Raw genomic sequence first — 23,977 nt, 5'->3', positions numbered from 1 at the left:
AACCAGCAAACTAGTCCAAATCCAACACGGACCCGGTTTAGAGGCGCGACGCAGCCAGCGTCGCCCGGTCCCGCGCCTCCTGCGCCGACTCACCCGTCGACGTCACCACCGCAGCACCATCCACAAAACGCACACCAGTCTCCGCGACCGACATCGCCTTCGCAAGGCCATCCACGCTCGGCGCCACGTCCTCCACCAGGACCATTGCGCCCGGGCTGACCAACGTGGCGTCGATAGGCAGACCAATCACCGCCCGCGCGTGCAACGAGCACTGGTTCAGGCGCTGCGTCGCACGCGTCAACAACCCATCCAAGGACGGCCGCGGACGCGCATCAGAAAAGTACACCTCGTCACCTGCCACGAACATCTCCACCGCGTACAAGCCCTGCCCGCCGAGCGCCCCCGTAATCCTGGCCGCAATCGACCGGGCGTTCCCCGCCGCAGCCTCCGACAACACCGCCGGCTGCCACGCCTCCACCAAACGGCCGCGCTCATGCCGCGTACCGATCGGCTCACAGAACCACGTCGCCAACTCACCCGTCGCCGGGTCCACCGAACGAGCCGCCAAAATCGTCAACTCAAAATCAAACTCAATAAACCGCTCCACGACCACCGGACCCTCCGGGTCCACCTCCGCAGCCGCCTCCCACGCTGTGGTTACCTCCGCGTGCAGATCCTGCTCGCTGCGTAGCACCGTCTGGCCCTGCCCCTCCGACGAGCGCCCCGGCTTCACGACGACCGGCAAACCCAACCGCAACGCCGCCTCCTCCAGCTCCTCCGGAGAACGAACGAACTCACAACGCAACGTCGGCAAGCCCAAGGAATCCGTCGCCGTCGCCCGCACGCCCTCACGCGAACTGCACAGCTCCTGCGCCTCCACCGACGGCGCCACAATCGACCCGGCGCGCTCCTCCAGCTCCTTGAGCACCTCAGAGTCCACCCCAGCGCCCGCCACCGTCAACGACGGATACCGCTGCTGCATGTCTTCCGCAGCAATTTCGGAGGTGTGCAGGTGCGTCACGTCAAACCCGAGCTGCTTGAAGGACCACGCGAGCTCCTCCTCAACCACGCTATCGCCCAGCACCAGCACTTGGCGAGGATCGCACCTCAAATCTCGCGCGGGGTCGAGCTGAGTGATGGGCTCGTTGTCGAGCTGCTGTTGCTGCTCTGGCTGCTGCTCTTCGGGCATTGCTGCGTTCATAGTGGTCAGCATATTCAGCTGCGTATGGGGCGAGCAAACTTGAAGGAGCCTGAATGCGCCCTGAAGGGAGAAGGTGTGCTCTCGAGCGGAGTCGGGAAATTGTGAACAGATTTGCTTGTGTGCGCGGTCACAAAAAGCGCAATTTTGTTCACGATTTTCCGAATAAAGTTGAGAGGCACATATCCACCCCTCGGCCCGAGCAAAAAAGAGGACCTGGGAGCGTCTCCCAGGTCCCGAACTTCGGAGGAAGCAGAAAGCTAGCGGTCCATCACGTCGAAGCGGACGATGGTCTGGTCGCGGCCAGGACCGACGCCGATGTAGCTAATCGGCGCGCCGGAGAGCTCCTCCAGGCGGAGGACGTAGTCCTGGGCCTTCTGCGGGAGTTCCTCGAAGGTGGTGCAGCCGGTGATGTCCTCGTCCCAGGCCGGCATCGTTTCGTAGATGGGGGTGGCGTGGTGGAAGTCGGACTGGGTCAGCGGCATTTCGTCGTGGCGGACGCCGTCGACGTCGTAGGCGACGCAGATCGGGATTTCGCCGATGCCGGTGAGGACGTCGAGCTTGGTCAGGAAGTAGTCGGTGAAGCCGTTGACGCGGGCGGCGTAGCGGGCGACGACGGAGTCGTACCAGCCGCAGCGACGCTTGCGGCCGGTGTTCACGCCAACTTCGCCGCCGGTTTCCTGCAGGTACTCGCCCCACTTATCAAACAGCTCGGTAGGGAACGGGCCCGCGCCGACGCGCGTGGTGTACGCCTTGACGATGCCCAGGGTCGCCGTGATCTTGGTCGGCCCGATGCCGGAGCCGACGCAGGCGCCGCCGGCGGTCGGGTTGGAGGAGGTCACGAACGGGTAGGTGCCGTGGTCGACGTCGAGCATGGTGGCCTGGCCGCCCTCCATGAGGACGTGCTTGCCTTCGGCGAGTCCGGTGTTGAGGACGTTTTCGGCGTCGATAATCATGGGCTTGAGGCGTTCGGCGTAGGACATGAAGTAGTCCATCATTGCGTCGGCCTCAATAGCGCGGCGGTTGTACATCTTGACCAGCATTTGGTTCTTGACGTCCAGGGCAGATTCGATTTTCTGACGGAGGATCGATTCGTCGAGGATGTCTTGAACGCGCAGGCCGACGCGGGCGACTTTGTCGGCGTAGGTGGGGCCGATGCCGCGGCCGGTGGTGCCGATGGCGCGCTTGCCCAGGAAGCGTTCCTGGACGCGGTCGAGTGTCTGGTGGTAGGGCGCGACGAGGTGCGCGTTGCCGGAGATGCGCAGGCGTGAGGCGTTGGCGCCTCGGGCTTCGAGGCCGTCGATTTCGTCGAAAAGCGCTTCGAGGTTGATAACGACGCCGTTGCCCAGGATCGGGGTCGCGTTCTCGCTGAGCACACCTGCCGGCAGTAGCTTAAGTTCGTACTTTTCGCCACCCACAACAACCGTGTGACCTGCGTTGTTACCGCCGTTGGGTTTGACTACGTAGTCGACTTTCCCGCCGAGGATATCGGTGGCTTTGCCTTTCCCCTCGTCGCCCCATTGGGCGCCGACAATGATGATGGCGGACATTCTCTCTCCTTTAATAGGCACTAATCCGGGCTTATTGTAGCGTGAATGGCATGCGTCTTCTTCATTGTGCGTGTGCTAGCTCCCTCACAGTTCCGGGTGCGGAGGAGGTCACACTTCCGGAGGTGCCGTCGAGAAGTGAGCTTTCTTTTCTTCTCGACGCCGCCAGCTCCACCCTCCCCCACGACCCGACGCCGAGCCTGGCGGAGATCCAGAAGTCGCCGTCGGTGGAGCACCTGGGTGCCCCGCAGCTGGCGCCGCAGCGGCCGGAAGAGCGGCTGCGTGTGGTCGTGTCCGGCAGTGATGCTGCACTGAGTGCGGTGCTGACGCGGCTGATGCGCGCGGACGTGATGTGGGTGGAGGTGGCCTACCTGCCCACCGATCCGGCGTCGCCGGCGGCGGTGGCATGGGGTGCGGGCTCCGTGGACCTGGCCGTGGAGGGGCCTGTGGTGCCGTCGCCGTGCATTAGGACGGACACGGGCGTGGTGGTGGCCGGTTCGGCGACGCTCTCCCACGGGGATGGGCGCAGCGAGTACGTGGGCGAGATCGTCGTGGACTCGCAGCAGCTGGTGATGCGCACCGGCGAGGAGCCGTCGGCGCGGTTCTTCGGGCAGTTCGGGGCACGCCTGGTGCCCACACCGGATGCGCCGGGGCTGGCGGCGTCACGGCTGGTCACGCCGCTGGTGGTGCCGGAGGGGCGCCGCGTGGACCCGCAGCGACTCGAGGGGTTGGCGGGCATGCCACTGGGTGGGATGTTTGTGAAAGGCAAAACGGTCGCCCCGGCCCTCACGGACCCGGCGACCGTTCTGACTGGCCGGGCTCTACAGTCCGGCGGGGAGGACATCACGCTGGTGGTGGATGGTGTCGCCCACCCGCGGCCGCTGCAGCGGGTGACGTTCTACCGCCACCTTCGCGACATCCAGTCGGTGCGCGGTTAGTCCAAATCGAAGGACTCCGGCGGGTACGCTGGCGTGTCCGACGTCGGCGCCAGCGCCGCCAGCGCGGACTCCCTCGACATGCCGCACACCTGCAACAGGTCCACCGTCAGCGAGCGCGTCTGCGCCAAAATCGCGTACTCCGACAACACAGCGTCCTTCTCCAGCATGTCTACCGAGGAGCCCTGCGCCACCGCTCGCAACTCGTTCACGATCTGCGGGATCACCGTTGCCTGCGCACGCCGCGACTTCACCTCGTACACCTCAGAAATGTCCAGGCACGCCTTAGCTAACACATCGATCAACTCAATCTGCTTCGGCGAGACGTGGTCCCCGTCCTCACACAGCACCAGCGCCCGACGCGCCAGCACTCGGCACGAACGCACCGCGTTATCCACCGGCGGGATCACCAAGCTCAGGGAATTAATGTAGCGGCGCGCGCCCCACAAAAACGGAGAAATCTTCGTTGTTTCCTTGCCCGCGTTCACCGCCGACGCCATATCGTCAATATCCGTCTGCGACCCGCGAATCGCCTCCAAAGCATCATCGATCACCAAGGGGTCGCGGTCGGTGAGGCCGGAGGCGACGTCGTCAAGCACTGAACTCATCAACCCCATCAAGCTCGAAATCTCCGCGCGCACCGGCTCCATCGGCCCCTGCGGAATCAGAGCAATCGTGGCCAACGCCACCATGCAGCCCACCGCCGCGTCAATCGTGCGGTCAAAACCCGTCACCTCCGCACCGGGCGGCATAATCGTCGCGATCAGAATCGAACCAATCGCCACCTGGTTATTCACCAACTGCGACTTCGAAAAGAACGACGCAATCAACAAACTGCCCGACACAATCGCCGCAATCTGCCAACCCCCATCCCCCAACCTGTAAAACAGCGAATCCCCCACCAGCACGCCGAGCGCACAACCAATCGAGAGGTCAATCGCCTTCGTAATACGCTCCCCACCCGACATGCCAATAATGATCACCACCGAAATCGGGGCAAAAAATGGCTTCGCGTTGCCAATAATGTCCCCCGCGATCCAATACGCAATACCCGCCGCGATACCCATCTGCAGAATCGGCAACAGGCGCTTACGCACACGCATCAACCGCGCCTGAATCGACTGATCCACCGACGCCAACCGCGCGCGCGTACCCATTCTCTCTTTCGCCATGCCATAACCATAGCGCCCCGGGTGGTCGTGCCGTTTTCGTTCGCTTTTCGTTCCGGTCGACCTCTTAGCGTTGACCAATGCAGGTCAGCGCGAAATCGGGATTTTGGCGTCGAAAAGCCTCAAAACGCCGTGACCTGCGCTGGTCGACCGGAGGAGGTCGACGGGAGCGGCGCGGGTGAGGGCGGTCCACTACCTATAAATTTCTCCACGGTGCCCAACATCAACCACCAACACCGTCACGATGTCATCTTGAATCTCAGCAATTACCCGATAGTCCCCGATACGCCACCGCCACAACCCTGACATTCCACCTACAAGGGCTTTACCGCGGACGCGTGGATCATTCAACCGCGACAAATCACCCAAGACTTGAAAAAGCCGACGCTGTACCTGCTTGTCTAACCGCCGCACCGCCTTTCGTGCCCTAGGCGAAAACTCAATCTGCCAGGCCACACTCGGCCTTTAGCTCATCGAGGGTAACAGTTTCCAGCTCGCCCCTACGAACAGCTTCCGCCTCAGCCTGAAGCTCGTAGATGTATTCAGCGTCATCAAGATAGGCCTCAATTGCCTCACGGATGTAGAACGCCTTTGGCCTACCTGTCTTTGTAGCAAGCTCGTCAAGCCGACGCTTCTGGACTTCGTCCATTCGCAAACTAATCACTGATCCACTCATGTATACATGTATACACAAGCCTGCCAAGCCTGTCACCCCAGGCCAGCAGTCCCTCGACAGCAAATACAAAATAGTCACATTTCAAGACACCTAACCGCATGAAGTGTGAACTGCTGGAACTTTCCAGACGCTTTCAGTGCCAATAGACGCACCGCATTTTTCGCGACCTGGGCTTTTGCCGAATTCGGCGGAAGGGATTGCGTCCTTTGGCACTGGCGCTAAAGGACGCGACACCAGATTCCAGGTTTTTGGAGAAGCGGCTTCGTAAAACCCCAGGTCGCCCGGCCACGAATAGGAATCTGGTGCACAGCAGGCCCCCACAGGGCCCCAAAAGGCCCAAACAACCTACACACGAAGAAACCCCCAGGACCGCGAGGATCCCAGGGGGTTTCAGGAAAAGCAAGCAGTACGACTACTTGGACACGGAGGTGCCAACGGAGCGCAGGTCCTGGCAGGCCTCGATGACGCGGTCGGCCATGCCCTGCTCAGCCTTCTTCATGTAGGAGCGTGGGTCGTAGACCTTCTTGTTGCCCACTTCGCCGTCGATCTTCAGGACGCCGTCGTAGTTCTCGAACATGTGGGAGACCACTGGGCGGGTGAAGGCGTACTGGGTGTCGGTGTCAACGTTCATCTTGATGACGCCGTAGCGCAGGGCCTCCTCGATCTTCTCCTTCTCGGAGCCGGAGCCACCGTGGAAGACGAAGTCGAATGGGTTGGTGCCGGCTGCGAGGCCGAGTTTCTTCTCGGCGACCTTCTGGCCCATGTCGAGGACCTCTGGGCGCAGCTTCACGTTGCCTGGCTTGTATACGCCGTGGACGTTGCCGAAGGTTGCGGCCAGCAGGTAGCGGCCGTTCTCGCCGGTGCCGAGGGCGTCGATGGTCTTCTCGAAGTCCTCTTCGCTGGTGTACAGGTTGGCGCCAGCCTTAGCCTGGACGCCGTCCTCTTCGCCACCGACGACGCCGATCTCGACCTCGAGGATGATGTTGGCCTTGTGCGCCTTCTCCAGGAGCTCCTGGGCGACCTCAAGGTTGTGGTCGATTGGGATAGCGGAGCCGTCCCACATGTGGGACTGGAACAGTGGGTTCTCGCCGCGGTCGACGCGCTCCTGGGAGATCGCGATCAGTGGGCGGACGTACTCGTCGAGAACCTCGAGCTGGCAGTGGTCGGTGTGCAGCGCGATGTTGACGTCGTAGTGCTTAGCGATCTCATGTGCGAACGCAGCAAGCGCCTGGGCACCCGCAACCTTGTTCTTCACGGACAGGCCAGAGCCGAACTCTGCACCGCCGGTCGAGAACTGGATGATGCCGTCAGACTCGGCTTCTGCGAAACCACGAATTGCGGCGTTGATGGTCTCAGACGACGTGCAGTTGATGGCCGGGTATGCGAACCCGCCCTTCTTTGCAGTGTCGAGCATCTGGTTGTAGACCTCAGGGGTTGCAATTGGCATGAAGATAACCTCCACTAGAGCTTCTTAGGTACGCCAACCAGTATGCCTGCTTTACTGACTATTTGCAGCCGCCACCCGTGCCGCGGCCTCTAAGAGCATCCACCCGGAAAGCTGTACTGAAAGGTCCCTCTCATCAATTCGGACCAACCCGACGGCTTCGCTCAGCGACGATGGGCCGAGCCCGTAATTGTGGGGAAGGCGGGCGTCTTCTGTCCACCGCGCGGAGAAGATCGGCAGCCCGTCGACTTCCAAACGATGAGACCAAAGGGACTCCGCCGAGGCCATAATCAGCCTTGATGCTATCTTTTTGGTCGCGATGTTCTGGCGGGAATCTTCAGGCAGGCGCACTGCAACATCGGCAAGGTAGCGTGCCAGAATTCCCTTGAACAGGCCGCCGTCGCCGTCGCCGGATTCGTACGACTTGTTCAGAATTACCCCCTGGGGGGTAGCCATATGCAGGACAATCGCTTCCACAATTGCCCGGATATGTGTGATGTAAAACACGGAATCGTCGGCGCGTTTTGAGTACGCGAAGGAGTCGATTGGCTCGTCGTCGCGAAGTCCGACGTCGGCGCGCAACGCCAGCGCGATCTCTAGGCTCGCGCCGAGCACCGTGCCCTGGTTGTACGTATACAGCTTGTCGACGACCTCCGGGCCATGCATCCGCATCCGGATCCCGTCCTGCACCAGGCCTGATTCGGTGACCAGGTTGTCGAACGTCCAGTCAAGCAGCTCGCGGGCCTTGTCCAGGCGGCCGGTGCGCGCGAACAAGAGGGCGGCCGGGCCGTTCGAGGGCACGTTGTAGAAGGTTTCCTCCGTGCGCCACGGCAGCACACCCATCACCGGGTCGATGCCTGCGAGCAGGTCGAACTCCAGGGCGTCGAGGGCCTTCGTGCGGCGCGCCAAACCCTCGTCGACGGCGCGGTTCCACGCCAGGGCCAGCCAGGCCTTGTCGTCGTAGTACTTGTTCTTCGTCAGCTTGCCCAGGTTGCGGCGCTGGATGCCACGCAGGGTGTCTTTGAGGCGGCGCTTGTGGGTTTTGGTGGGGCGTCGAATAGCGGCGTCGATTTGGCAGTCCAAATAGTGGGCCTGCCACCAGTAGTGCCAGTGCCAGTAGAGGCGATCCTTCGAGCCCGGCGGCCACGTGACCACCGCGAGGTTCGTCTTCGGCAGCCCCCACAGGCGGGAGGCGTGTCGCTCCTGCACGGCCGATTGAGCCAGGTCAGCGCGGTGCGACCATGTTTCCGCGGCGGATTCTTCCACAACCTTCACCTTTCACCAAGCAGTACTCAAGTCGGCGTGCTGGCGTATCCACGCGTGCATCGCGATGCCCGCAGCAACACCAGCGTTAATCGAACGCGTCGAGCCGAACTGCGCAATCGAGCACGTCATCGACGCCTCGCGCTGCGTCTCGTCCGTAATGCCGGGACCTTCCTGCCCGAACACTAACACGCAGCGCTGCGGAAGTTCCGCCGTTTCGAGCGGCACGCAGCCGGGCGTGTTATCGATCGCCACAATCGGCAGGTCGTGCTCCTTGGCCCACTGGGCGAAGTCCTCGATCGTCGCGTGGTGGCGGATGTGCTGGTAGCGGTCCGTCACCATCGCGCCGCGCCGGTTCCAGCGCCGCCGCCCAATGATGTGGACTTCCTCGGCCAGAAACGCGTTCGCGGTGCGCACCACGGTGCCGATGTTGGCGTCGTTTTCAAAGTTCTCAATCGCGACGTGGAACGGGTGGCGCCGCTGATCCAGCTCCTCGCGGATCGCCTCCAGCGACCAGTAGCGGTAAGCGTCCACTACGTTGCGACGATCCCCCTCCTCCAAAAACTGCGGATCCAGGCGGGGGTCATCCGGCCACGGGCCCTCCCACGGGCCTACGCCGTGGCGGCCCTCATTCCACTCCGTCGGTCCTTTGGCCTGCTCAGCCTGCTCAGTTGAGTCCAAGGTCCTCGAGCCCCAGCAGGAATCGGTAGTCCAGGCCGGCCTCGTGCAGGGCGTCGGCGGCGCCGGTTGCGCGGTCCACCACGGTGGCCACCGCGACGACCTCCGCGCCCTCAGCGCGCACGGCCTCCACCGCGGTCAGCGGCGAGTTGCCCGTCGTGGTGGTGTCCTCCACCACGAGGACCTTCTTGCCAACAATCGACGGCCCCTCAATCCGGCGCTGCATCCCGTGCTTCTTCGCCTCCTTGCGCACCACGAACGCGTCGATCGGGCGGCCGGCGGCGTGCATCACGGCCGTGGCCACCGGGTCCGCACCCAGCGTCAGACCACCGACCGCGTCGAACTCCAGGTCCGCCGTCATCTCACGCAACAGCTTGCCGATCAGCGGCGCAGCCTCATGGTGCAACATCGCACGACGCAGATCCACGTAGTAGTCCGCCTCCTTCCCGGAGGAAAGCGTGACCTTGCCGCGCACCACGGCCAGTTCCTTCACCAGCTCTGCGAGGCGTGCTTTATCGTTCATGATCGGTTGGCTCCTTCTCGGTGTCCGGGGTGTCTGACGTGTCGTTGAAAATTGTGGAGGGCTGCTGCTCGCGGCGCACTCTGGTCAAATCATAGAGCTGCGCGCCGTCATCGGCAGGTGAACCGTCCGCGATCGGCGCCACAGAATCCGCCCCAATCTCGTGGTCCTCCAGCTCGCCGAAACCTCCGCCGGTGACGCGGGTCGGCAGCTCGAGTGGTTCCTCCGGGCGCTGCACCTGCGGGGTCTCCGGCTCAAGTGCCTCCTCGGCACCGAGCACCGGCGCAAGCGCCGCCGCCTCGCGCGGTGGCAGCGTGCGTGCCGCGTCCGCCAGCAACGCCAGCGGCGCGAACGTGTCCTCCCAGTCCTGTGGCGTCGAACCGCGCTCCAGCTGGGCCAACACCCAGTCTTGTTCGCACCACACCGCGCACACGCTTTCGGGCATCTCGCGCAGGGCGGTGCGCACGCGCACATCGATGAAGCGCAGGACGGGACCGGGCTCATTCGTGAACAGCTCGAAGCCCTCGACGGTTTCCACCAGCACCAAATCCGCCGAGGAATCCGCCTGGAACTGCGGGCGGCGCATATCCACCACGATGTCGCTGACCTCACCCGTTGCGACGGCCACCACCGTCACACCGCCAAGGTCCACCACGCGAACATCATGGCCGTAGACCTGGCCCGCCACGACATCGCGCGGTTCCGCACCGGACGCCGCCGCACCCCGGTGCCACTCGTCGACCAGGTACTCATCCACCTTGGAGAAGCGGAAGCCGTGCTGCTCCGCCCACAGGCGGCGCTCCCGGCGCGACGCGCCCGGCAGCTGCAGGCCCGACATGCGGTGCGGGCGCTTCGGGGCAGGCTCGGGCGCCGGTGTTGGCTCGGGCTCCGGCTCCGGCTCCGGGGCCTGTTCCAGCTCTAGCTGTGGCTCTGGCTCCGGCGCAGGTTCCGGTTCGGGTTCCGGTTCCTCTTCCACCTCGAGCGCAGGCTCCTCTTCGACCTCAGGCTCCACGTCCGGCTCGGCCTCAGGCGAGGGCTCGGCTGGTGGCGGAGGGGGCGTCGATAAGGAGGGAGACGCAGGTGCAAACCACAACCAGACAGCCGCGACCACGAGCAGCGCGGCCAGCCCAAACAACACGTAAGCAATCATCGAAGATTGATACTACAGTGCCGTGGCGACCTTATTCCCCAACCGTGCACTCCACTGCGACCAGCCACCCACATAATGCGTGGCCACCGGCAGGCCCGCGTGCTCCATCGCCGCGATGAGCAGCGCGGAGTGGTTGCCCGAACCCGAGTACGTAATCATCTTCGCCGGGTCCGTATTCTGCGTCACGCCCAGGCTTGCGAAGCGGTCGCGGATGTAGTCCGTCTCCTTGATCTTCCTGGTCTCTTTGCAGAACAGGTCCGCGGCCGGCAGGTTCAGCGCCGACGGAATGTGGCCCGCCTTCAAGTCCAGTACTTCTCGACGCCCAGCAAAGCGCTTCTCATCACGCGCATCAATCAGGATGCCCTCGAACTGCTGTACGTCCTCCAGCGTTGCCACCGGAAGCTTGCTGCCCTCCAGTTCCAGGTCGCGCGGGACAACCACGTTGCCCGGGCCGGCGATGGTCTTGAGGCCCTCGGCCTCCCACTCGCGGAAGCCGCCGTCGATAATGTGGACGTGCTCCAGGCCTGCCCAGCGCATGATCCACCAAGCCCGGGCGGCGAAGACGCCGGAGCCCTGGTCGTAGATGAAGACCGGGCGGTTCGCCTCGACGCCCCACTCCTCGAGCGCCTCATCGATCACGGCGAGCGACGGCAGCGGGTTGCGGCCCTCGCGGCGGCCCGGCATGCCCACGAGGTGGCCCTCCAGGTCACCGTAGACGGCAGTCGGGATGTGCTCGGACTGGAACTTCTGCCAGGCCTTGCCTGCCTCCGGCTCCCAAGAAACATCGAGCACCGTCTGCTTCTTGCCGGACTTAATACGTTCGTACAGCTCCTGCGGAGAAATAAAAACAGTCATACATAACACCATACGCGTATGGCTCACGCTGTATAGCCAGGTGCGAGCTGGATCACTCCAGACGCGGCCAAACCCTCCAGCCATTCATCAATCCCGGCCTTCGGACAATCCGCACCTATCGACGCCGCCAACATCCCGCCCGGGCCCATCTCCACCCGGCAGCCAAACGCCAACAACGTCTCCGCCAGCGAAAACGGCGACTCCCCCTGCGGCAAAATCCGCACCGTGGACGCACCCCCGCGCACCACGACCTTATTCACGTGGAACATGCCGCCAACACGCACACACTCCACGATGTCCCCCACCGCCAACGACACATCCACAAACGGCACCGATGCAATGACGAAGTGGCCGCCGCCAAGCTGGTGAGCCTCAAGTTGCTCGTTCTCCACGCCTGGCACGGCCACCCGTGTGTAAATCGTCGTCGTTGGTTGCATGGACAGCAGTGTAGCCCGAACGCTACTTCGCTGCCGACACCGCCAACTCCTCGCCGCCTTCCGCGACATCAACCTGCACCACATCACCATCACGGATCGCGCCGGCCAGCAGCTCCTTCGCCAACCGGTCACCGATCGCCTGCTGGATCACACGACGCAGCGGACGCGCGCCGTAGGCCGGGTCGTAGCCGCGGTCCGCGAGCCACGCCTTCGCGGCGGCCGAAACGCGGAGCTGGAGGCGTCGAGAAGCAAGGCGATCGGCGAGCGTGCCCAGCTGAATATCGACGATGCCCACCAGCTGCTCCTTCGTCAGCGGCTCGAACACCACCACATCATCGAGACGGTTGATGAACTCCGGCTTGAAGTGCGCCTTCACCGCGTTCATGATCTGCTCGCGGTCACCGCCCGCGCCCAAGTTCGACGTCAGGATGATCACCGTGTTGCGGAAATCCACCGTGCGACCCTGGCCGTCCGTGAGGCGACCCTCGTCGAGGACCTGCAGTAACACGTCGAATACATCCTGGTGCGCTTTCTCAACCTCGTCGAACAGCACCAGCGAGTACGGGCGACGACGCACAGCCTCAGTCAGCTGACCGCCAGCGTCATAGCCGACGTACCCCGGAGGGGCACCAACCAAACGCGCGACCGAATGCTTCTCACCGTACTCCGACATATCGATGCGCACCATCGCCGCCTCATCATCGAAGAGGAACTCCGACAACGCCTTCGCAAGCTCCGTCTTACCCACACCAGTCGGGCCCAAGAACAGGAAGGAACCAATCGGACGATTCGGATCCGCAACGCCCGCACGCGAACGCCGCACCGCATCCGACACGGCCACGACAGCTTCCTTCTGGCCCACAACGCGACCAGCCAGGATTGCCTCCATGTCCAGCAGCTTCTCGGTCTCACCCTGCATCATCTTGCCCGCAGGGATCCCCGTCCACGCCGACACCACCTCAGCAATCACCTCAGGAGAAACCTCCTCCGTGAGCATCGTCCTTGACGACGCCCCCGCCGCCTCCTCAGCATCCTTGACCTGCTGCTCCAGCTCCGGAATGCGGCCGTAACGCAGCTCCGAGACCTTCGCGTAATCGCCCTCGCGCTCCGCGATCTCCGACTCGTTACGCAGCTGCTCCAGCTCCTCCTTCGCAGCCTGCACCTTATCAATCTCCGCCTTCTCATTCGACCAACGCGCCTTCAGCTCACCGAGCTTCTCACGCTGATCCGCCAACTCCTGACGCAAATCCGTCAGACGCTCCTTCGAAGCCTCGTCGGACTCCTTCTGCAGCGCGATCTCCTCGATCTCAAGCCTGCGCACGATACGCTCCAGCTCATCAATCTCCTGCGGCGAAGAATCAATCTCCATCCGCAGACGCGACCCCGCCTCATCGACCAGGTCAATCGCCTTATCCGGCAAGAACCGGTTCGTGATGTAACGGTTCGACAGCTCCGCAGCCGCCACCAACGCCGAATCCTGAATCCGCACGCCGTGGTGCACCTCGTAGCGCTCCTTCAGGCCACGCAGAATACCGATCGTGTCCTCCACAGTCGGCTCGCCCACGTACACCTGCTGGAAACGACGCTCCAACGCCGCATCCTTCTCGATGAACTGGCGGTACTCATCCAACGTCGTCGCACCAACCAGCCGCAGCTCGCCGCGCGCCAACATCGGCTTAATCATGTTGCCCGCGTCCATCGCGCCCTCGCCCGTGGCACCAGCGCCGACGATAGTGTGGAGCTCGTCAATAAACGTGATGATCTGCCCGTCGGACTCCTTAATCTCGTCCAACACCGCCTTCAGACGCTCCTCGAACTCGCCGCGGTACTTCGCGCCCGCGACCATCGACCCGAGGTCCAGCGAAATCAGCGTCTTGCCCTTCAGCGACTCAGGAACGTCGCCCGCCACGATGCGCCGTGCCAAGCCCTCGACAATCGCCGTCTTACCGACGCCCGGCTCACCAATCAACACCGGATTATTCTTCGTACGACGGGAAAGCACCTGCACTACACGTCGAATCTCCGAATCGCGGCCGATGACCGGGTCAATCTTGCCCTCACGCGCACGCGCCGTCAGGTCCGTCGAATACTTCTCCAGCGCCTGGAACTGATCCTCCGGCGACTCAGTCGTGACCTTCTTATTGCCGCGCACCGACTGGAACGCCGCCTTAATCGCCTCAAACGTAGCGCCGCGCTTCTTCAGCAGCTCCGCCGCGTCATCATTCCCGCGCGCGATACCCGCCAGCAGCACCTCAGTAGAGACGAACTCGTCGCCGAGTTCGCCCGCCAACTCCTGCGCCGCGTTCAACGCATTCAGGCCGTCACGGTTAAAGTTCGGATTCGCCATATTCTGGCCCTCCGCCTTCGGGTAGGAGTTGACCAGCTCAGCCGCCTCCTTCGCGACCGTCTGCGGGTCCACACCCGTCGCCTGCAGCACCGGCGCCGCGATGCCGTCCTCCTGCTTCAGGATCGCCTCAAGTAAATGCGCCGGGCGAATATCCGGGTTGCCCTTCGCCGACGCCTGCTGCAGCGCCTGCTGCAACGCCTCCTGCGTTTTCGTAGTTGGGTTAAACGAAGACATGTCCGTTTTCCTTTCTCTTTGCGTTTTGTTTTGTTGTTCACTCTCCCTAACGCACGAGAAGTTGAGTCTGTTCCACTCAAGGTTGGATGTGGGGCGTTTTCGGGGGTGGCGTTGCAGATTTTGGGGCTCGGCGAGCCCTTGGAAACGCTCTGAAACCCCACGTCAAAACGCAAATGGTAGTAACAGGATTGTAGTAATCCCCGAAAATGGCCCCAAAAAGCGGATTACTACATTCCTGTTACTACCATCTAGGAAAATGCCGGCCCTATTCCTGGGCAGCCACGGCCCCTGAGCCGTGTTTCTTGGCGGGCACCCACTTCAGCGCGAACGCCACGACCACCACCGCAACGGCGATCAGGAACGACACCCAGCCGAACACGGTGGTGAACCCGGCGATAATCGCAATTGGGGCGAGGATGGTCATGCCGATCTCGAATGGGGCGAAGCCCACGTAGGCCACACCGTATTCGTTGAGAGTGCCGGACTTCAGTTTGGGGTCGACCATCTTGAGCAGGGCGACACCGGTCGCGACGGCGGCGGTTGCCCAGCCCCAGCCGAAGATGCCGCGCTCGAGCCAGTTTTCGCCGAAGAAGAGCGGGCCGGCCCAGGCCATCCATACGACGCAGAAGACGGTGCCGAGCACGAACATGATGAGCAGGGCCTGCCAGTACCCGGCGAGTGCTGCGGGGACGATGGAGGCGATGCCGAAGGCGATCATGAAGTCGGTGGCGGCGCCGGAGACGGTGGAGATGGTTTCGCGATCGAGGTAGTTGGGCCGTTTGAAGGCGACGAGCAGGCCGCGGCCGATAAGGCCGATGACGAAGGCCATGGCGAACAGTGGGATGGAGACGTTGCTCCACATGCTCTTGATCCAGGTGTTGACGGTGTAGGCGATCAGCACGGTGATGAGGATGAATCCGGCGTGGAGTGCCAGCGGTTCGATGGAGGATGGGTTTGTGGTTGCGCGTCCGATGGAGGGGCGCTCGGACTCAGCGGCGATGTAGCCGGTGCGCAGGTCTTCGGGGAGGGTGCCACGGAGTTCGGTTGCCTTGCCTTTCCGGATACCCCAGTTTGCAACGATGACGCCACCAACGATAGCGACGAGGGTTCCCACGGTGGCGGAGGTAAATCCGATGGAGGACGCTTCGGCGATGCCGATGTCCTCAAGTGCGGAGCCGACGGCGGCGGCGGTGCCGAAGCCGCCGACGAAGCCGACCGGGAGCATCATGCCGAACCATGGTTCGGTGCCGAAGAATGGCGCGAAGAAGTACAGCCCCAGGAGGATGAAGATGCCCCACTGGCCCATGAACATGGCCGTCGAGTAGCCCCACATGTTGCGGGCGCCTGAGGCGACGGAGCCGCCGAGGTTCATGGAGTAGGCCATGGAGGCGAACACGACGGCGATGAGCAGCGTTGTGTAGGTGCCGACTTGGTCGGACCAGTGAATCACGCCGAGGACTTCTTGCCCGAGGATGAGCCCGAGCAGTCCGGCGGTGATCGGTGCCGGCAGGAGCAGCGCCTGTAACACTTTCAGTCGGTTTCGGAGCACGTTTCCGATGATGAGCAGGATGGAGATCCATCCGATATCCGTCAGAAGTGTGTACGGCGTGTAGTCCACTGCGGCACCTTTCTCTCTAATTGTTTCCCTGCTCACACTAGTCCACCTCACCGAGGCTGAGAAACAGTACCCTGGCCCTATGAGAAAGTTTGCCCCCGTCGCGGATGGCCCGAATGCGGCCGCATTGCAAGTGCTCGCGGAGCAGGATTCCGAGGTGCGCGCCACCCTGTTTGGGCGGATTGTGGAGCAGTATCCGCAGGCAGCGATGGTCTTTCCGGAAGGTGCTACGGAGGTGCCCCAAGTACTTGTCGACGCCACTTCGTTCACCCTCGCCGCCACCCAGGAGTCCGAGTCGGCGGGGGCAGCAATCCCTGAGGCAACCCTTATCCCGCTGCGCGAGTGGGCGTTGGATCTGCGGCGCACTGGGTTTCCGGCGTCGGAGTTTCCGGCGGTGGCGGAGATCGTTGGTGGGGTTGTGGGCGTCGATACGCAGGTGTTGGTGCGTGCGGCGCGGGAGATGGAGCGGGTGTCGCGGGAGGCTGACGAGGCCGGGGTGGCCGCGGCGTCGGTGGCGCAGGTGACGCAGGTTGCGCAGGACGGGTCGGCGTGGGTCGTGCGGGCGGAGGCTTCCGCGGCGGTGGGCTATGCGGCGGGGCAGGCGCTGCCGGTGATGCGAGCGGGCAACCAGGGCGTGTGGTGGGCGTTGGCTCCGGCGGTGCCGCCGAACCGCTTTGGGCAACTGGAGTTCCACCTCGACGGGCCGGATGTGGAGGTCGGCGACTACCTGACGTTGGGGGCCGCGCGAGGCCCTGCGGTGCGGGCGAACCGGCCGAAGATGCTGCTCGTGGCGGTGGGGACCGGTTGGGCGGCTGCGAAGTCGGTGGTGTTCGGGCTCATCGAGGAACGCATCCGCCCCGAGGTTCACCTGGTGCTATGCGGGGAGGACGTGGACGATTTTTACGACACCCGCACCATCAACTCGCTCGCCGATTCTCAAGTTTGGCTGCAGGTTACGCGCGTCGCGCCGACCCCGGGCGAGTTTGGCGAGAGTTCCGCGAAGGCCATTTGGGTGCCGGGGCCGGCGTTCGTGTCGGCGCCGGGCACGTGGTGGGACCACCAGATCGTGCTGTGTGGCAAGGGCGCCGAGGTTGCGGAGTACCGCGAGGCACTCGAAGCTGCGGGGGCTGACCGGGTCCTTACATGCGCGACTGACGCAGCGGTCCAGTTTCCGAAAGCCTAATCAGCGGGACGTCCTCCTGCACGGCGGCGACCTGCGCGATGTCGATGTCGGCGTCGAGGAGCTCGGGGCCGTAGTCGGCCTCCACAATCCGGTGCCCGTCCGGCGCCACAACAGTGGAGAACCCGATGCCGGTCGGGCCGGACCTCTCGCCGGCCTCGGTCTCGTGGTTCGGGCGGGACTGCCCGGCCGCCGCGATGAATACGCCCGCGTCGAGGGCGCGGGCGCGCGTCAATAAGCGCCACTCCTCAAGCTTGCCTGGGCCGTCCGCCCAGCTCGTGGGCACCACGATGACGTGCGCCCCCATCGCCGCCAGCTCCTTGAACTGCTCCGGGAATCGGATGTCGAAGCAGGTGGCCACGCCGATGGTGGCGTCGCCGTGCTGGAACGTGAGCAGGGTGTCGCCGGCCTTGACGGTGCGGGACTCGTGGTAGCTGTGGGCGTCGTAAAGGTGCACCTTGTCATAGGTGAGGATGCGTGGGGTGTCACTGTGGCCGTCGAGGATCAGGGTGGTGTTGTAGACGCGGTTGATGCTGCCGACGGTGTCCGCCGGGCGGAACGAGCCCGCGACGATGGTCATGCCCAGCTCCTTGGCCAGCGAAAACAGCCCCTGCGTGAACGGCCCGTCGGTATTCTCGGCCTGGTAGTCGAGGCGGCCGGCCCCGAACGCGTGCGAGGCCGCCTCCGGCAACACGATGAGCGTCGCGCCCCGGCGCGCGGCCTCCCTGACCTGGGGTTCTATGCGCGAAAGGTTGTGCATTTTATCAGGTCCGCTGGTGAATTGTGCCAATGCGATACGCATGTGGATAACTTTAGCGAATCTGAAATTTTATCCACAGGGTTTCAGGGTTTTTCCTTGCCCTGCTTCGGCGGGTTTTCGAGGATGGGTGCATGCATCTCTCAACGACTATCCCGTCCCTCGCCCGCTCCCACCGCGTCGCCCGCACGTCGCTCCCCCGCGCTGAGCTGCGCGACAGCGCCAGCGCCGCCGCGTTGCACTCGCTGGAGGATCGCGCCCAATCGCTTTTCGACGCCTCCACCACCGCCCTCAACGCACATTTAGAATCCATCGCCTCATTTGCGGACGACTGCATCCACTGCGACACCCGCCTCGCGGAGGCGTTGCGCCATGTCTGATGCGTACCGCCCTGCCCTAGACGCCGGGCAGCTGATGGTCGCCGCGGGCGTGATCGATGGCGCCGTCGCCGAGTTCCGCGCGCGTTCCCAGACGTGCCACGTTGCCAGGTCCGACCTGGTAGGGGAAGGTTTTCGCGGGTCCGCACCTGCCGCTGCCCTGCAGCGCCTCCAGCGTGTCGACGCCACCTTCGCCCACCCCGCCGACGACCTCACCCAGGCCGCCAAAGTACTGCGCCGCTACGCCACCTGGCAGGCGCGCCTCGACGCGATGGCGCGTTCCCTGCGCGACAGCCCCGTCTACGCGCTGGCCGTGCAGGTGTTGAACGGGGTCTCGCGGACCTTCGACACGTTGTGCGCCGCCGATCTCGAGGCCCTCTGCAAGGCGCGCGAGCGTGACCTGGAGGCGGCGCGCGGGCACGTGCCGCTCATCGCGCGCCACGGCGTAGACCTTGGTCAGGTACACCGGACAAACCTGGCCGCGCTCGACCCGGCGCGCCGCGAGCTCGTTGAGTCCGCGGGCGCGACCGTACTAGAAGCCGGGCCCGTGTCGGCGACGCTGGCGGTCGGTGACGTCGTGGACCCGGCGCGTGTGATCACGATGGTCGCCGGCGTGTCCACCGGCCGGCCCGAGGGTTTGGGCGGTGAGCTTGCCCGTGCGCAGTTCCTCGCCGAGCGCACCGGCGCGACCGTTATCCTCTGGCAGGGCTACGACCCGCCACCCAACGTGGTCAACGGGCTGGACCCCGGCCCGGCGCGCCGCGGCGCCGACGACCTCTCCGCCTTCCAACTCGCGCTCACCGACCGCTTCCCCAACGCCCACCGGGTGGTCCTCGCCCACAGTTATGGCACACGAGTAGCCACCGAGGCCGCCGTCCACCACGGCCTGCTTACCGACCAGCTCTGGCTCGTCGGCAGCGCCGGCGTCGCCGGTAGCCACGTGAGCGACCTACAGCTCGCCGGGCCAGATTCCCGCGTGGTCGCCGTGGATTCTCCCGACGATCCGATCCTGTGGACCAGGTCCGGTCCGCAGGCGGTGCTGGGGGCGTCGCCAACTGATCCCGCCTACGGCGCGCGCGTCCTACCTGGGGTGACGGGCGGTCATAGCGCCTACTTCACAGACGAGGCCTTTGTGTCAGATCTCACACAATCTTTCGAGTTCCAGGAGGAACAAAGGTAACATGATAAGCGGTTAATTTATTCTTCAAATAAAAGGAGATTTTAGGAATGGCTCAGAACTTCGCCTCGGCATTCGTTGCCAAGCTGAAGGAGCTCGGCGTCAAGCGCATCTACGGCCTCGTCGGTGACTCCCTCAACCCGCTTTCCGACGCCGTCCGCACCCAAGGCATCGAATGGGTCCACGTCCGCAACGAAGAAGCCGCCGCATTCGCCGCCGGCTCCGACGCACTCGCAACCGACGAACTCGCAGTGTGCGGCGCATCCTGCGGCCCAGGCAACACCCACTTCGTCCAAGGACTCTTCGAAGCGCACCGCAACGGCGCAAAGGTCCTCGCGATTGCCTCACACATCCCGTCCTTCCACATCGGGTCATCCTTCTTCCAGGAAACCCACCCAGAAATGCTCTTCCAGGAGTGCTCCTCCTACTGCGAGATGGCAAACTCCGCCGACCAGGGCATGCGCGTCGTCCACAACGCCATCCAGAACACCATGTCCGGCAACGGCGTATCGGTCGTCGTCGTCCCAGGTGACGTCTTCGCACAAGAAGTCACTGCCGACGCCCCAACCCTGTCCGGCAACTACGCCACCGGCGGCAACAAGCGCGTCTACCCAGACCCGGCCGAAGCCGCCCGCCTGGTCGAAGCCATCAACGAGGCAGACACCGTCACACTCTTCTGCGGCTACGGCGCCAAGGACGCCCGCGACGAAGTCTTCGCACTCGCCGAAAAAATCAAGGCACCAGTCGGCCACTCCTTCCGCGGCAAGATGTACATCGAGTACGACAACCCCTACGACGTCGGCATGTCCGGCCTCCTCGGCTACGGCGCCTGCCACGAAGCCTCCGACAAGGCAGACCTCTTCATCATGGTCGGCACCGACTTCCCATACACCGACTGGCTGCCCAGCAAGAACGTCGCCCAGATCGACATCGACGGCGCCCACATCGGCCGCCGCACCAAGGTGCACTACCCCGTCATCGGCGACGTCAAGAGCGTCATCGAAAACATCCTCCCGCACATCGAGGAGAAGAAGGACCGCTCCTTCCTGGACGCAATGCTGAAGCGTCACGCTGAGCTACTAGAGTCGGTCGTCGGCAAGTACACGACGGAAGCCCGCGAAGCCCGCACCCCAATCCACCCAGAGCTCGCCGCCTCCGTCCTCGACGAACTCGCCGACGAAGACGCCTACTTCACCGTCGACACCGGCATGTGCAACGTGTGGTCCTCCCGCTACCTCACCCCCAACGGCAAGCGCGACGAGTCCGCGTCCTTCCTGCACGGCACCATGGCCAACGCCCTCCCGCAGGCCATCGGCGTCCAAGCCGCATTCCCCGACCGCCAGGTCATCTCCTGGTCCGGTGACGGCGGCCTCGGCATGCTGCTCGGCGAACTGCTCACCGTCAAGCTGCACAACCTGCCAGTGAAGACCATCGTGTTCAATAACTCCTCACTCGGCATGGTCAAACTCGAAATGCTCGTCCAAGGCTTCCCCGAGCACGAAACCGACCACGACGGCGTCAACTACGCCAACATCGCCGAAGGCGTCGGCATCAAGTCCTTCCGCATCGAAGACCCCGCCGACCTGCGCCCGAAGCTCAAGGAGGCCCTCGCCTACGACGGCCCCGTCCTCGTCGACATCGTCACCGACCCGGACGCCCTGTCCATGCCACCAAACATCACCTGGGACATGATGAAGGGCTTCACCGCCGCCGCAACCAAGACCGTCCTCGACGGTGGCGTCGGCCGCATGATCGACCTGGCACGCTCCAACCTCCGCCACATCGGCGGCGCAGCGTCGATCACGTTCAAGTAATGATGCGCTAGGTTTTGCGGCTTTGTGGCCTCGGGCTTTTGTCCGGGGCCACTTTGCGTTTTGGGGGTTGCCGGCCTCGCCCGCGTCGACCAGCACTTGCGTTTCCCCAGGTCGCGTCGTCTGTCCACGAAGCAAGTTCCCACGACCACTGCTTCTTCACACCAGATTCCGGGTTTTCAGCGAGCGGATTTACAAAAACCCAGGTCGGACAAACCCGATGTAGGAATTTGGTGCGCACCCTCCCCTGCCTGGCGCCCTCAAACCACTCAAAGCGTGGGATTCAAAGCGTGCGATGCAGGTCGCGCTCTCTCACTCAACCGGGCCGATTTCCGGCGACCAGCATCGCACTCCTTAAACACCTCGACACGAGCACTGCAAGCAAAATCCCGCAGCCCGACCGAACTCCAACGCCACTCGGCCACGAGGTGCACAAGCACTTACACCGCATAGTCGTAGATCTCGCCGAATGCAGAAGCCCGATGAGATTTATCAAAGCGGGACCAACCCAATCGTGGGATTCGGCTCCAAATACAAAACCATGCTCGGCCTTCTCGGTAACGTGGTAAAACTCGAGCGGGCAATCATCTGCGAACACCAGGCCAATGGGATCGCGAAAGCCAGCTCCCCGACGGCGAACAGGTGACTCAGGCGCGCGAGTGGGGTAAGTGAGAGGTCTGCACCAGCGACCTATATGTTGTCAGGATTCCCATGTCTGCTTCTGCGGATTCCATACCCCGGCCACGATTGACGCACTAAGAAGCGGGTTTAAGCACCCTCCGACGACGCCAAGTGCGGTTGCAAGATCGTGATACTCCGCAGGGAAATCAGCTGCTTGCCGCGCCTGCTTCGGATAGGCCTGGGACCACTGCGGACCAGGACTAATCATCTCCTTTGGAAGATCAAGACCGCGGTGGGTGGCTTCCTTTGTCATGAGTGTTTGCAAGAGCTTCGCATCGATGGATTGGCTGGTCACAATCCGGACCAAGTCGATGAGATCGTGGTACCGCGTTGATGGTTCTGCCCCGTGCAATTCGTAGCAGGCGCATAGTTTGTCGGCAGCAACGTTTTCAACCGGAACCATTCGGATAACTGCACCGGATGGAAGCCCCTCGTACTCAATGACCGGATTGATCGTCACAGAGTCAATCGGGGCGTCGAGATGCTGCTGCGTAGATATATCCACGCTGAAGGATACGACCTGCTGCGCCCCGATCCTGAGAATGACTTTGAATGATCCTCTGGTCCGGTCCATCGGGTCCTGATTATCCCTTGCCGGCTCTTGTAACTCGAAAGTGAAATCGGGATCTGTCGGGCCAGGCTCATCAACTAGCACCTGCAGCTCTCGGAGCGCTTCTGCAGGAGGGACTTGCTCCCGGCGCGCTAAGTCGATGTCGCGACTGCGTCGACCAGACCCGATCCGTAAGAGAAGGCTCGTCCCTCCTTTGAGGACCCACACACAGTCATCATGAGCAAATAATCGGGTCAGGAACATATCGAAAGCGAACTGGTGTTGGATATTCTCCACTGTCACTGACTGTCGGCGGGCTTCGTTACGAAGCTTCGCCAAGAGTTGCGTCCGCTTGCGAACAATACGGCTGACTGGTGATACCGCACTCATGATTCACCACCATCAGCAGAGTCTGACGCAGGGTGATGTTTCTTAAACAAAGCATTCACTGGAGCCTGGATCGCTTCCAACGTGGCGTGATCTAGTTTCCAGTCTTTCGAACGGAGGGTTTGCTGCGACGCGCCCTGCATCAACGTCGCTTCCTGCCCAGGGGTCGTATGCTTTCTCGATAACAACTCATCCGACAGTTGGCGCATCAGTGCTGACGCTACTGCTTCTCCAACGTCCTCCATCATGTTGGCCCAACCATCAGGGGTCGATTTCCTACTGTAGGCCCTAGCTTCTGTTGCGCTGTCATGCTCAGGGAAGCGTCGCAAAGATTCCGCCACCATCTCATCGCCCGAGCTACTGCCGTAGGAACCAGCATAGGGATCAACTACCCGCGCAACCTCCGAGGGGCTAAGACGCCGTTCGTGAATTCCGTCCGCAATTACGTGGTAAAGCTGGTCCCCATCAAGGCGATCTTTCGCCAGGTCGCGGATCGTACGCGCCACGGTCGTCACTGGAAGGCCACGAACTATCATCCAGTCCTCATCCTGAAGATCAGCAGTGCGATGAGACATGTCAGTCGCGGATGATTGCTTCCGTTTCGAGGACGTAAAAGTATGCGTTGCCGGGGTGATATCACCCAATTCAAGCACGCTGGCAGCCGAGACATGGGAGACAACGATCGGGTTTTCTGCATGGAGACGTTCCTCAGCGAGAATCCCCGGCCTGGTCGACAACCATGCCGCCCGGATCTCCGTCAGTGAATCTTCCGCCACACTAGAAAGGATGTACACACCTCGACGGATACGACGTATGTAATCCCCCTGCGCCAATCGTGTCATCGTCGTGGTATCAATCCCCTCCCTTGCCGCTTGGGCAGAGGTAACCAATCCATGTTGCAGATAGGAATACGCTGCCAAGATAGTCTGAGCTTCAGAAAGCTTCATGTAGCAAACATATCAAATACAACACTAGGAAGCTATGTTTAC

General features: G+C 62.9%; 22 protein-coding genes. 5 read left to right on the top strand and 17 right to left on the bottom strand.

Going from position 1 to position 23,977, the window contains the following annotated elements; genetic code table 11:
• Positions 1–37: 37 nt before the first annotated feature.
• Both BJP05_RS01295 and BJP05_RS01290 read right to left on the bottom strand, forming a co-directional pair.
• The gene (locus BJP05_RS01295) at positions 38–1,201 is read right to left on the bottom strand and encodes an ATP-grasp domain-containing protein (RefSeq protein WP_240492781.1); all 1,164 of its coding nucleotides are present in this window, start codon (positions 1,199–1,201) and stop codon (positions 38–40) included.
• Between the two features lie 257 nt (positions 1,202–1,458).
• On the bottom strand, positions 1,459–2,748 hold the full coding sequence (locus tag BJP05_RS01290; protein ID WP_070361829.1) for an adenylosuccinate synthase: 1,290 nt from the start codon (positions 2,746–2,748) through the stop codon (positions 1,459–1,461).
• 50 nt (positions 2,749–2,798) lie between these two features.
• On the opposite strand from BJP05_RS01290, the gene BJP05_RS01285 reads away from it, so the two are divergent.
• Positions 2,799–3,683, top strand: coding sequence for a hypothetical protein (locus BJP05_RS01285; RefSeq protein WP_070361828.1), 885 nt, complete (start codon positions 2,799–2,801; stop codon positions 3,681–3,683).
• Here the strand turns inward: BJP05_RS01285 and BJP05_RS01280 are convergent.
• The 12 genes from BJP05_RS01280 to BJP05_RS01230 form a co-directional block, all read right to left on the bottom strand.
• The gene (locus tag BJP05_RS01280; RefSeq protein WP_070361827.1) at positions 3,680–4,852 is read right to left on the bottom strand and encodes an aromatic acid exporter family protein; all 1,173 of its coding nucleotides are present in this window, start codon (positions 4,850–4,852) and stop codon (positions 3,680–3,682) included. The two genes, BJP05_RS01285 and BJP05_RS01280, sit on opposite strands and share 4 nt — an antisense overlap.
• A 189-nt stretch (positions 4,853–5,041) precedes the next feature.
• Complete coding sequence (locus BJP05_RS10880; protein WP_240492810.1) at positions 5,042–5,263, bottom strand: type II toxin-antitoxin system RelE/ParE family toxin; 222 nt, start codon at positions 5,261–5,263, stop codon at positions 5,042–5,044.
• Between the two features lie 25 nt (positions 5,264–5,288).
• Positions 5,289–5,525, bottom strand: coding sequence for a ribbon-helix-helix protein, CopG family (locus BJP05_RS01275; protein ID WP_070361826.1), 237 nt, complete (start codon positions 5,523–5,525; stop codon positions 5,289–5,291).
• Positions 5,526–5,937: 412 nt separating this feature from the next.
• Complete coding sequence (gene fbaA / locus BJP05_RS01270; protein WP_255366129.1) at positions 5,938–6,978, bottom strand: class II fructose-bisphosphate aldolase; 1,041 nt, start codon at positions 6,976–6,978, stop codon at positions 5,938–5,940.
• Positions 6,979–7,023: 45 nt separating this feature from the next.
• A complete protein-coding gene (locus BJP05_RS01265; RefSeq protein ID WP_070361825.1) occupies positions 7,024–8,235 on the bottom strand; it encodes a glycoside hydrolase family 76 protein in 1,212 nt (403 codons plus the stop codon).
• Positions 8,236–8,247: 12 nt separating this feature from the next.
• Positions 8,248–8,913, bottom strand: coding sequence for an RNA methyltransferase (locus tag BJP05_RS01260; protein WP_070361824.1), 666 nt, complete (start codon positions 8,911–8,913; stop codon positions 8,248–8,250).
• Positions 8,900–9,433, bottom strand: a complete 534-nt coding sequence (gene pyrE / locus BJP05_RS01255; RefSeq protein WP_070361823.1) for an orotate phosphoribosyltransferase — start codon at positions 9,431–9,433, stop codon at positions 8,900–8,902. Before pyrE ends, BJP05_RS01260 begins: the two co-directional genes overlap by 14 nt.
• Complete coding sequence (locus tag BJP05_RS01250) at positions 9,423–10,580, bottom strand: hypothetical protein (protein ID WP_240492780.1); 1,158 nt, start codon at positions 10,578–10,580, stop codon at positions 9,423–9,425. The genes pyrE and BJP05_RS01250 overlap by 11 nt, the downstream gene beginning before the upstream one ends.
• A 12-nt stretch (positions 10,581–10,592) precedes the next feature.
• Positions 10,593–11,435 (bottom strand): sulfurtransferase, encoded by an 843-nt coding sequence (locus BJP05_RS01245; protein ID WP_070361822.1) that lies wholly within the window; start codon positions 11,433–11,435, stop codon positions 10,593–10,595.
• A 23-nt stretch (positions 11,436–11,458) separates the two neighbouring features.
• Positions 11,459–11,872 (bottom strand): DUF4265 domain-containing protein, encoded by a 414-nt coding sequence (locus BJP05_RS01240; protein ID WP_070361821.1) that lies wholly within the window; start codon positions 11,870–11,872, stop codon positions 11,459–11,461.
• A 22-nt stretch (positions 11,873–11,894) separates the two neighbouring features.
• Complete coding sequence (gene clpB, locus BJP05_RS01235; protein ID WP_070361820.1) at positions 11,895–14,453, bottom strand: ATP-dependent chaperone ClpB; 2,559 nt, start codon at positions 14,451–14,453, stop codon at positions 11,895–11,897.
• Positions 14,454–14,718: 265 nt separating this feature from the next.
• Positions 14,719–16,071 carry a sodium/glutamate symporter gene (locus BJP05_RS01230; protein ID WP_070361819.1) on the bottom strand — a complete coding sequence of 451 codons (1,353 nt, stop codon included), beginning with the start codon at positions 16,069–16,071 and terminating at the stop codon, positions 14,719–14,721.
• 79 nt (positions 16,072–16,150) lie between these two features.
• On the opposite strand from BJP05_RS01230, the gene BJP05_RS01225 reads away from it, so the two are divergent.
• Complete coding sequence (locus BJP05_RS01225) at positions 16,151–17,251, top strand: hypothetical protein (protein ID WP_070361818.1); 1,101 nt, start codon at positions 16,151–16,153, stop codon at positions 17,249–17,251.
• On the opposite strand, the gene BJP05_RS01220 is transcribed toward BJP05_RS01225, so the two are convergent.
• Positions 17,208–18,050 (bottom strand): carbon-nitrogen hydrolase family protein, encoded by an 843-nt coding sequence (locus BJP05_RS01220; RefSeq protein WP_070361817.1) that lies wholly within the window; start codon positions 18,048–18,050, stop codon positions 17,208–17,210. The genes BJP05_RS01225 and BJP05_RS01220 overlap by 44 nt on opposite strands.
• 89 nt (positions 18,051–18,139) lie before the next feature.
• Here BJP05_RS01220 and BJP05_RS01215 point away from each other — a divergent pair, with 89 nt between their 5' ends.
• Genes BJP05_RS01215 through BJP05_RS01205 form a run of 3 tightly spaced genes read left to right on the top strand, consistent with a single transcriptional unit; the run spans position 18,140 to position 21,373 of the window.
• A complete protein-coding gene (locus BJP05_RS01215) occupies positions 18,140–18,385 on the top strand; it encodes a hypothetical protein (protein WP_070361816.1) in 246 nt (81 codons plus the stop codon).
• On the top strand, positions 18,378–19,562 hold the full coding sequence (locus tag BJP05_RS01210) for an alpha/beta hydrolase (protein WP_070361815.1): 1,185 nt from the start codon (positions 18,378–18,380) through the stop codon (positions 19,560–19,562). Before BJP05_RS01215 ends, BJP05_RS01210 begins: the two co-directional genes overlap by 8 nt.
• 47 nt (positions 19,563–19,609) lie before the next feature.
• Positions 19,610–21,373, top strand: coding sequence for a pyruvate dehydrogenase (locus BJP05_RS01205; RefSeq protein ID WP_070361814.1), 1,764 nt, complete (start codon positions 19,610–19,612; stop codon positions 21,371–21,373).
• Positions 21,374–22,070: 697 nt separating this feature from the next.
• Here BJP05_RS01205 and BJP05_RS01200 read toward each other — a convergent pair.
• Together BJP05_RS01200 and BJP05_RS01195 are read right to left on the bottom strand one after the other, a co-directional pair.
• Complete coding sequence (locus tag BJP05_RS01200; RefSeq protein WP_084028531.1) at positions 22,071–22,991, bottom strand: nucleotidyl transferase AbiEii/AbiGii toxin family protein; 921 nt, start codon at positions 22,989–22,991, stop codon at positions 22,071–22,073.
• On the bottom strand, positions 22,988–23,935 hold the full coding sequence (locus BJP05_RS01195; protein WP_070477003.1) for a type IV toxin-antitoxin system AbiEi family antitoxin domain-containing protein: 948 nt from the start codon (positions 23,933–23,935) through the stop codon (positions 22,988–22,990). Before BJP05_RS01195 ends, BJP05_RS01200 begins: the two co-directional genes overlap by 4 nt.
• Between the last annotated feature and the right edge of the window lie 42 nt (positions 23,936–23,977).

Origin of the sequence: Corynebacterium sp. NML98-0116 (assembly GCF_001767255.1) — a bacterium.
GTDB lineage: Bacteria > Actinomycetota > Actinomycetes > Mycobacteriales > Mycobacteriaceae > Corynebacterium > Corynebacterium pseudogenitalium.
This window is presented reverse-complemented; position numbering and strand designations above follow the sequence as displayed.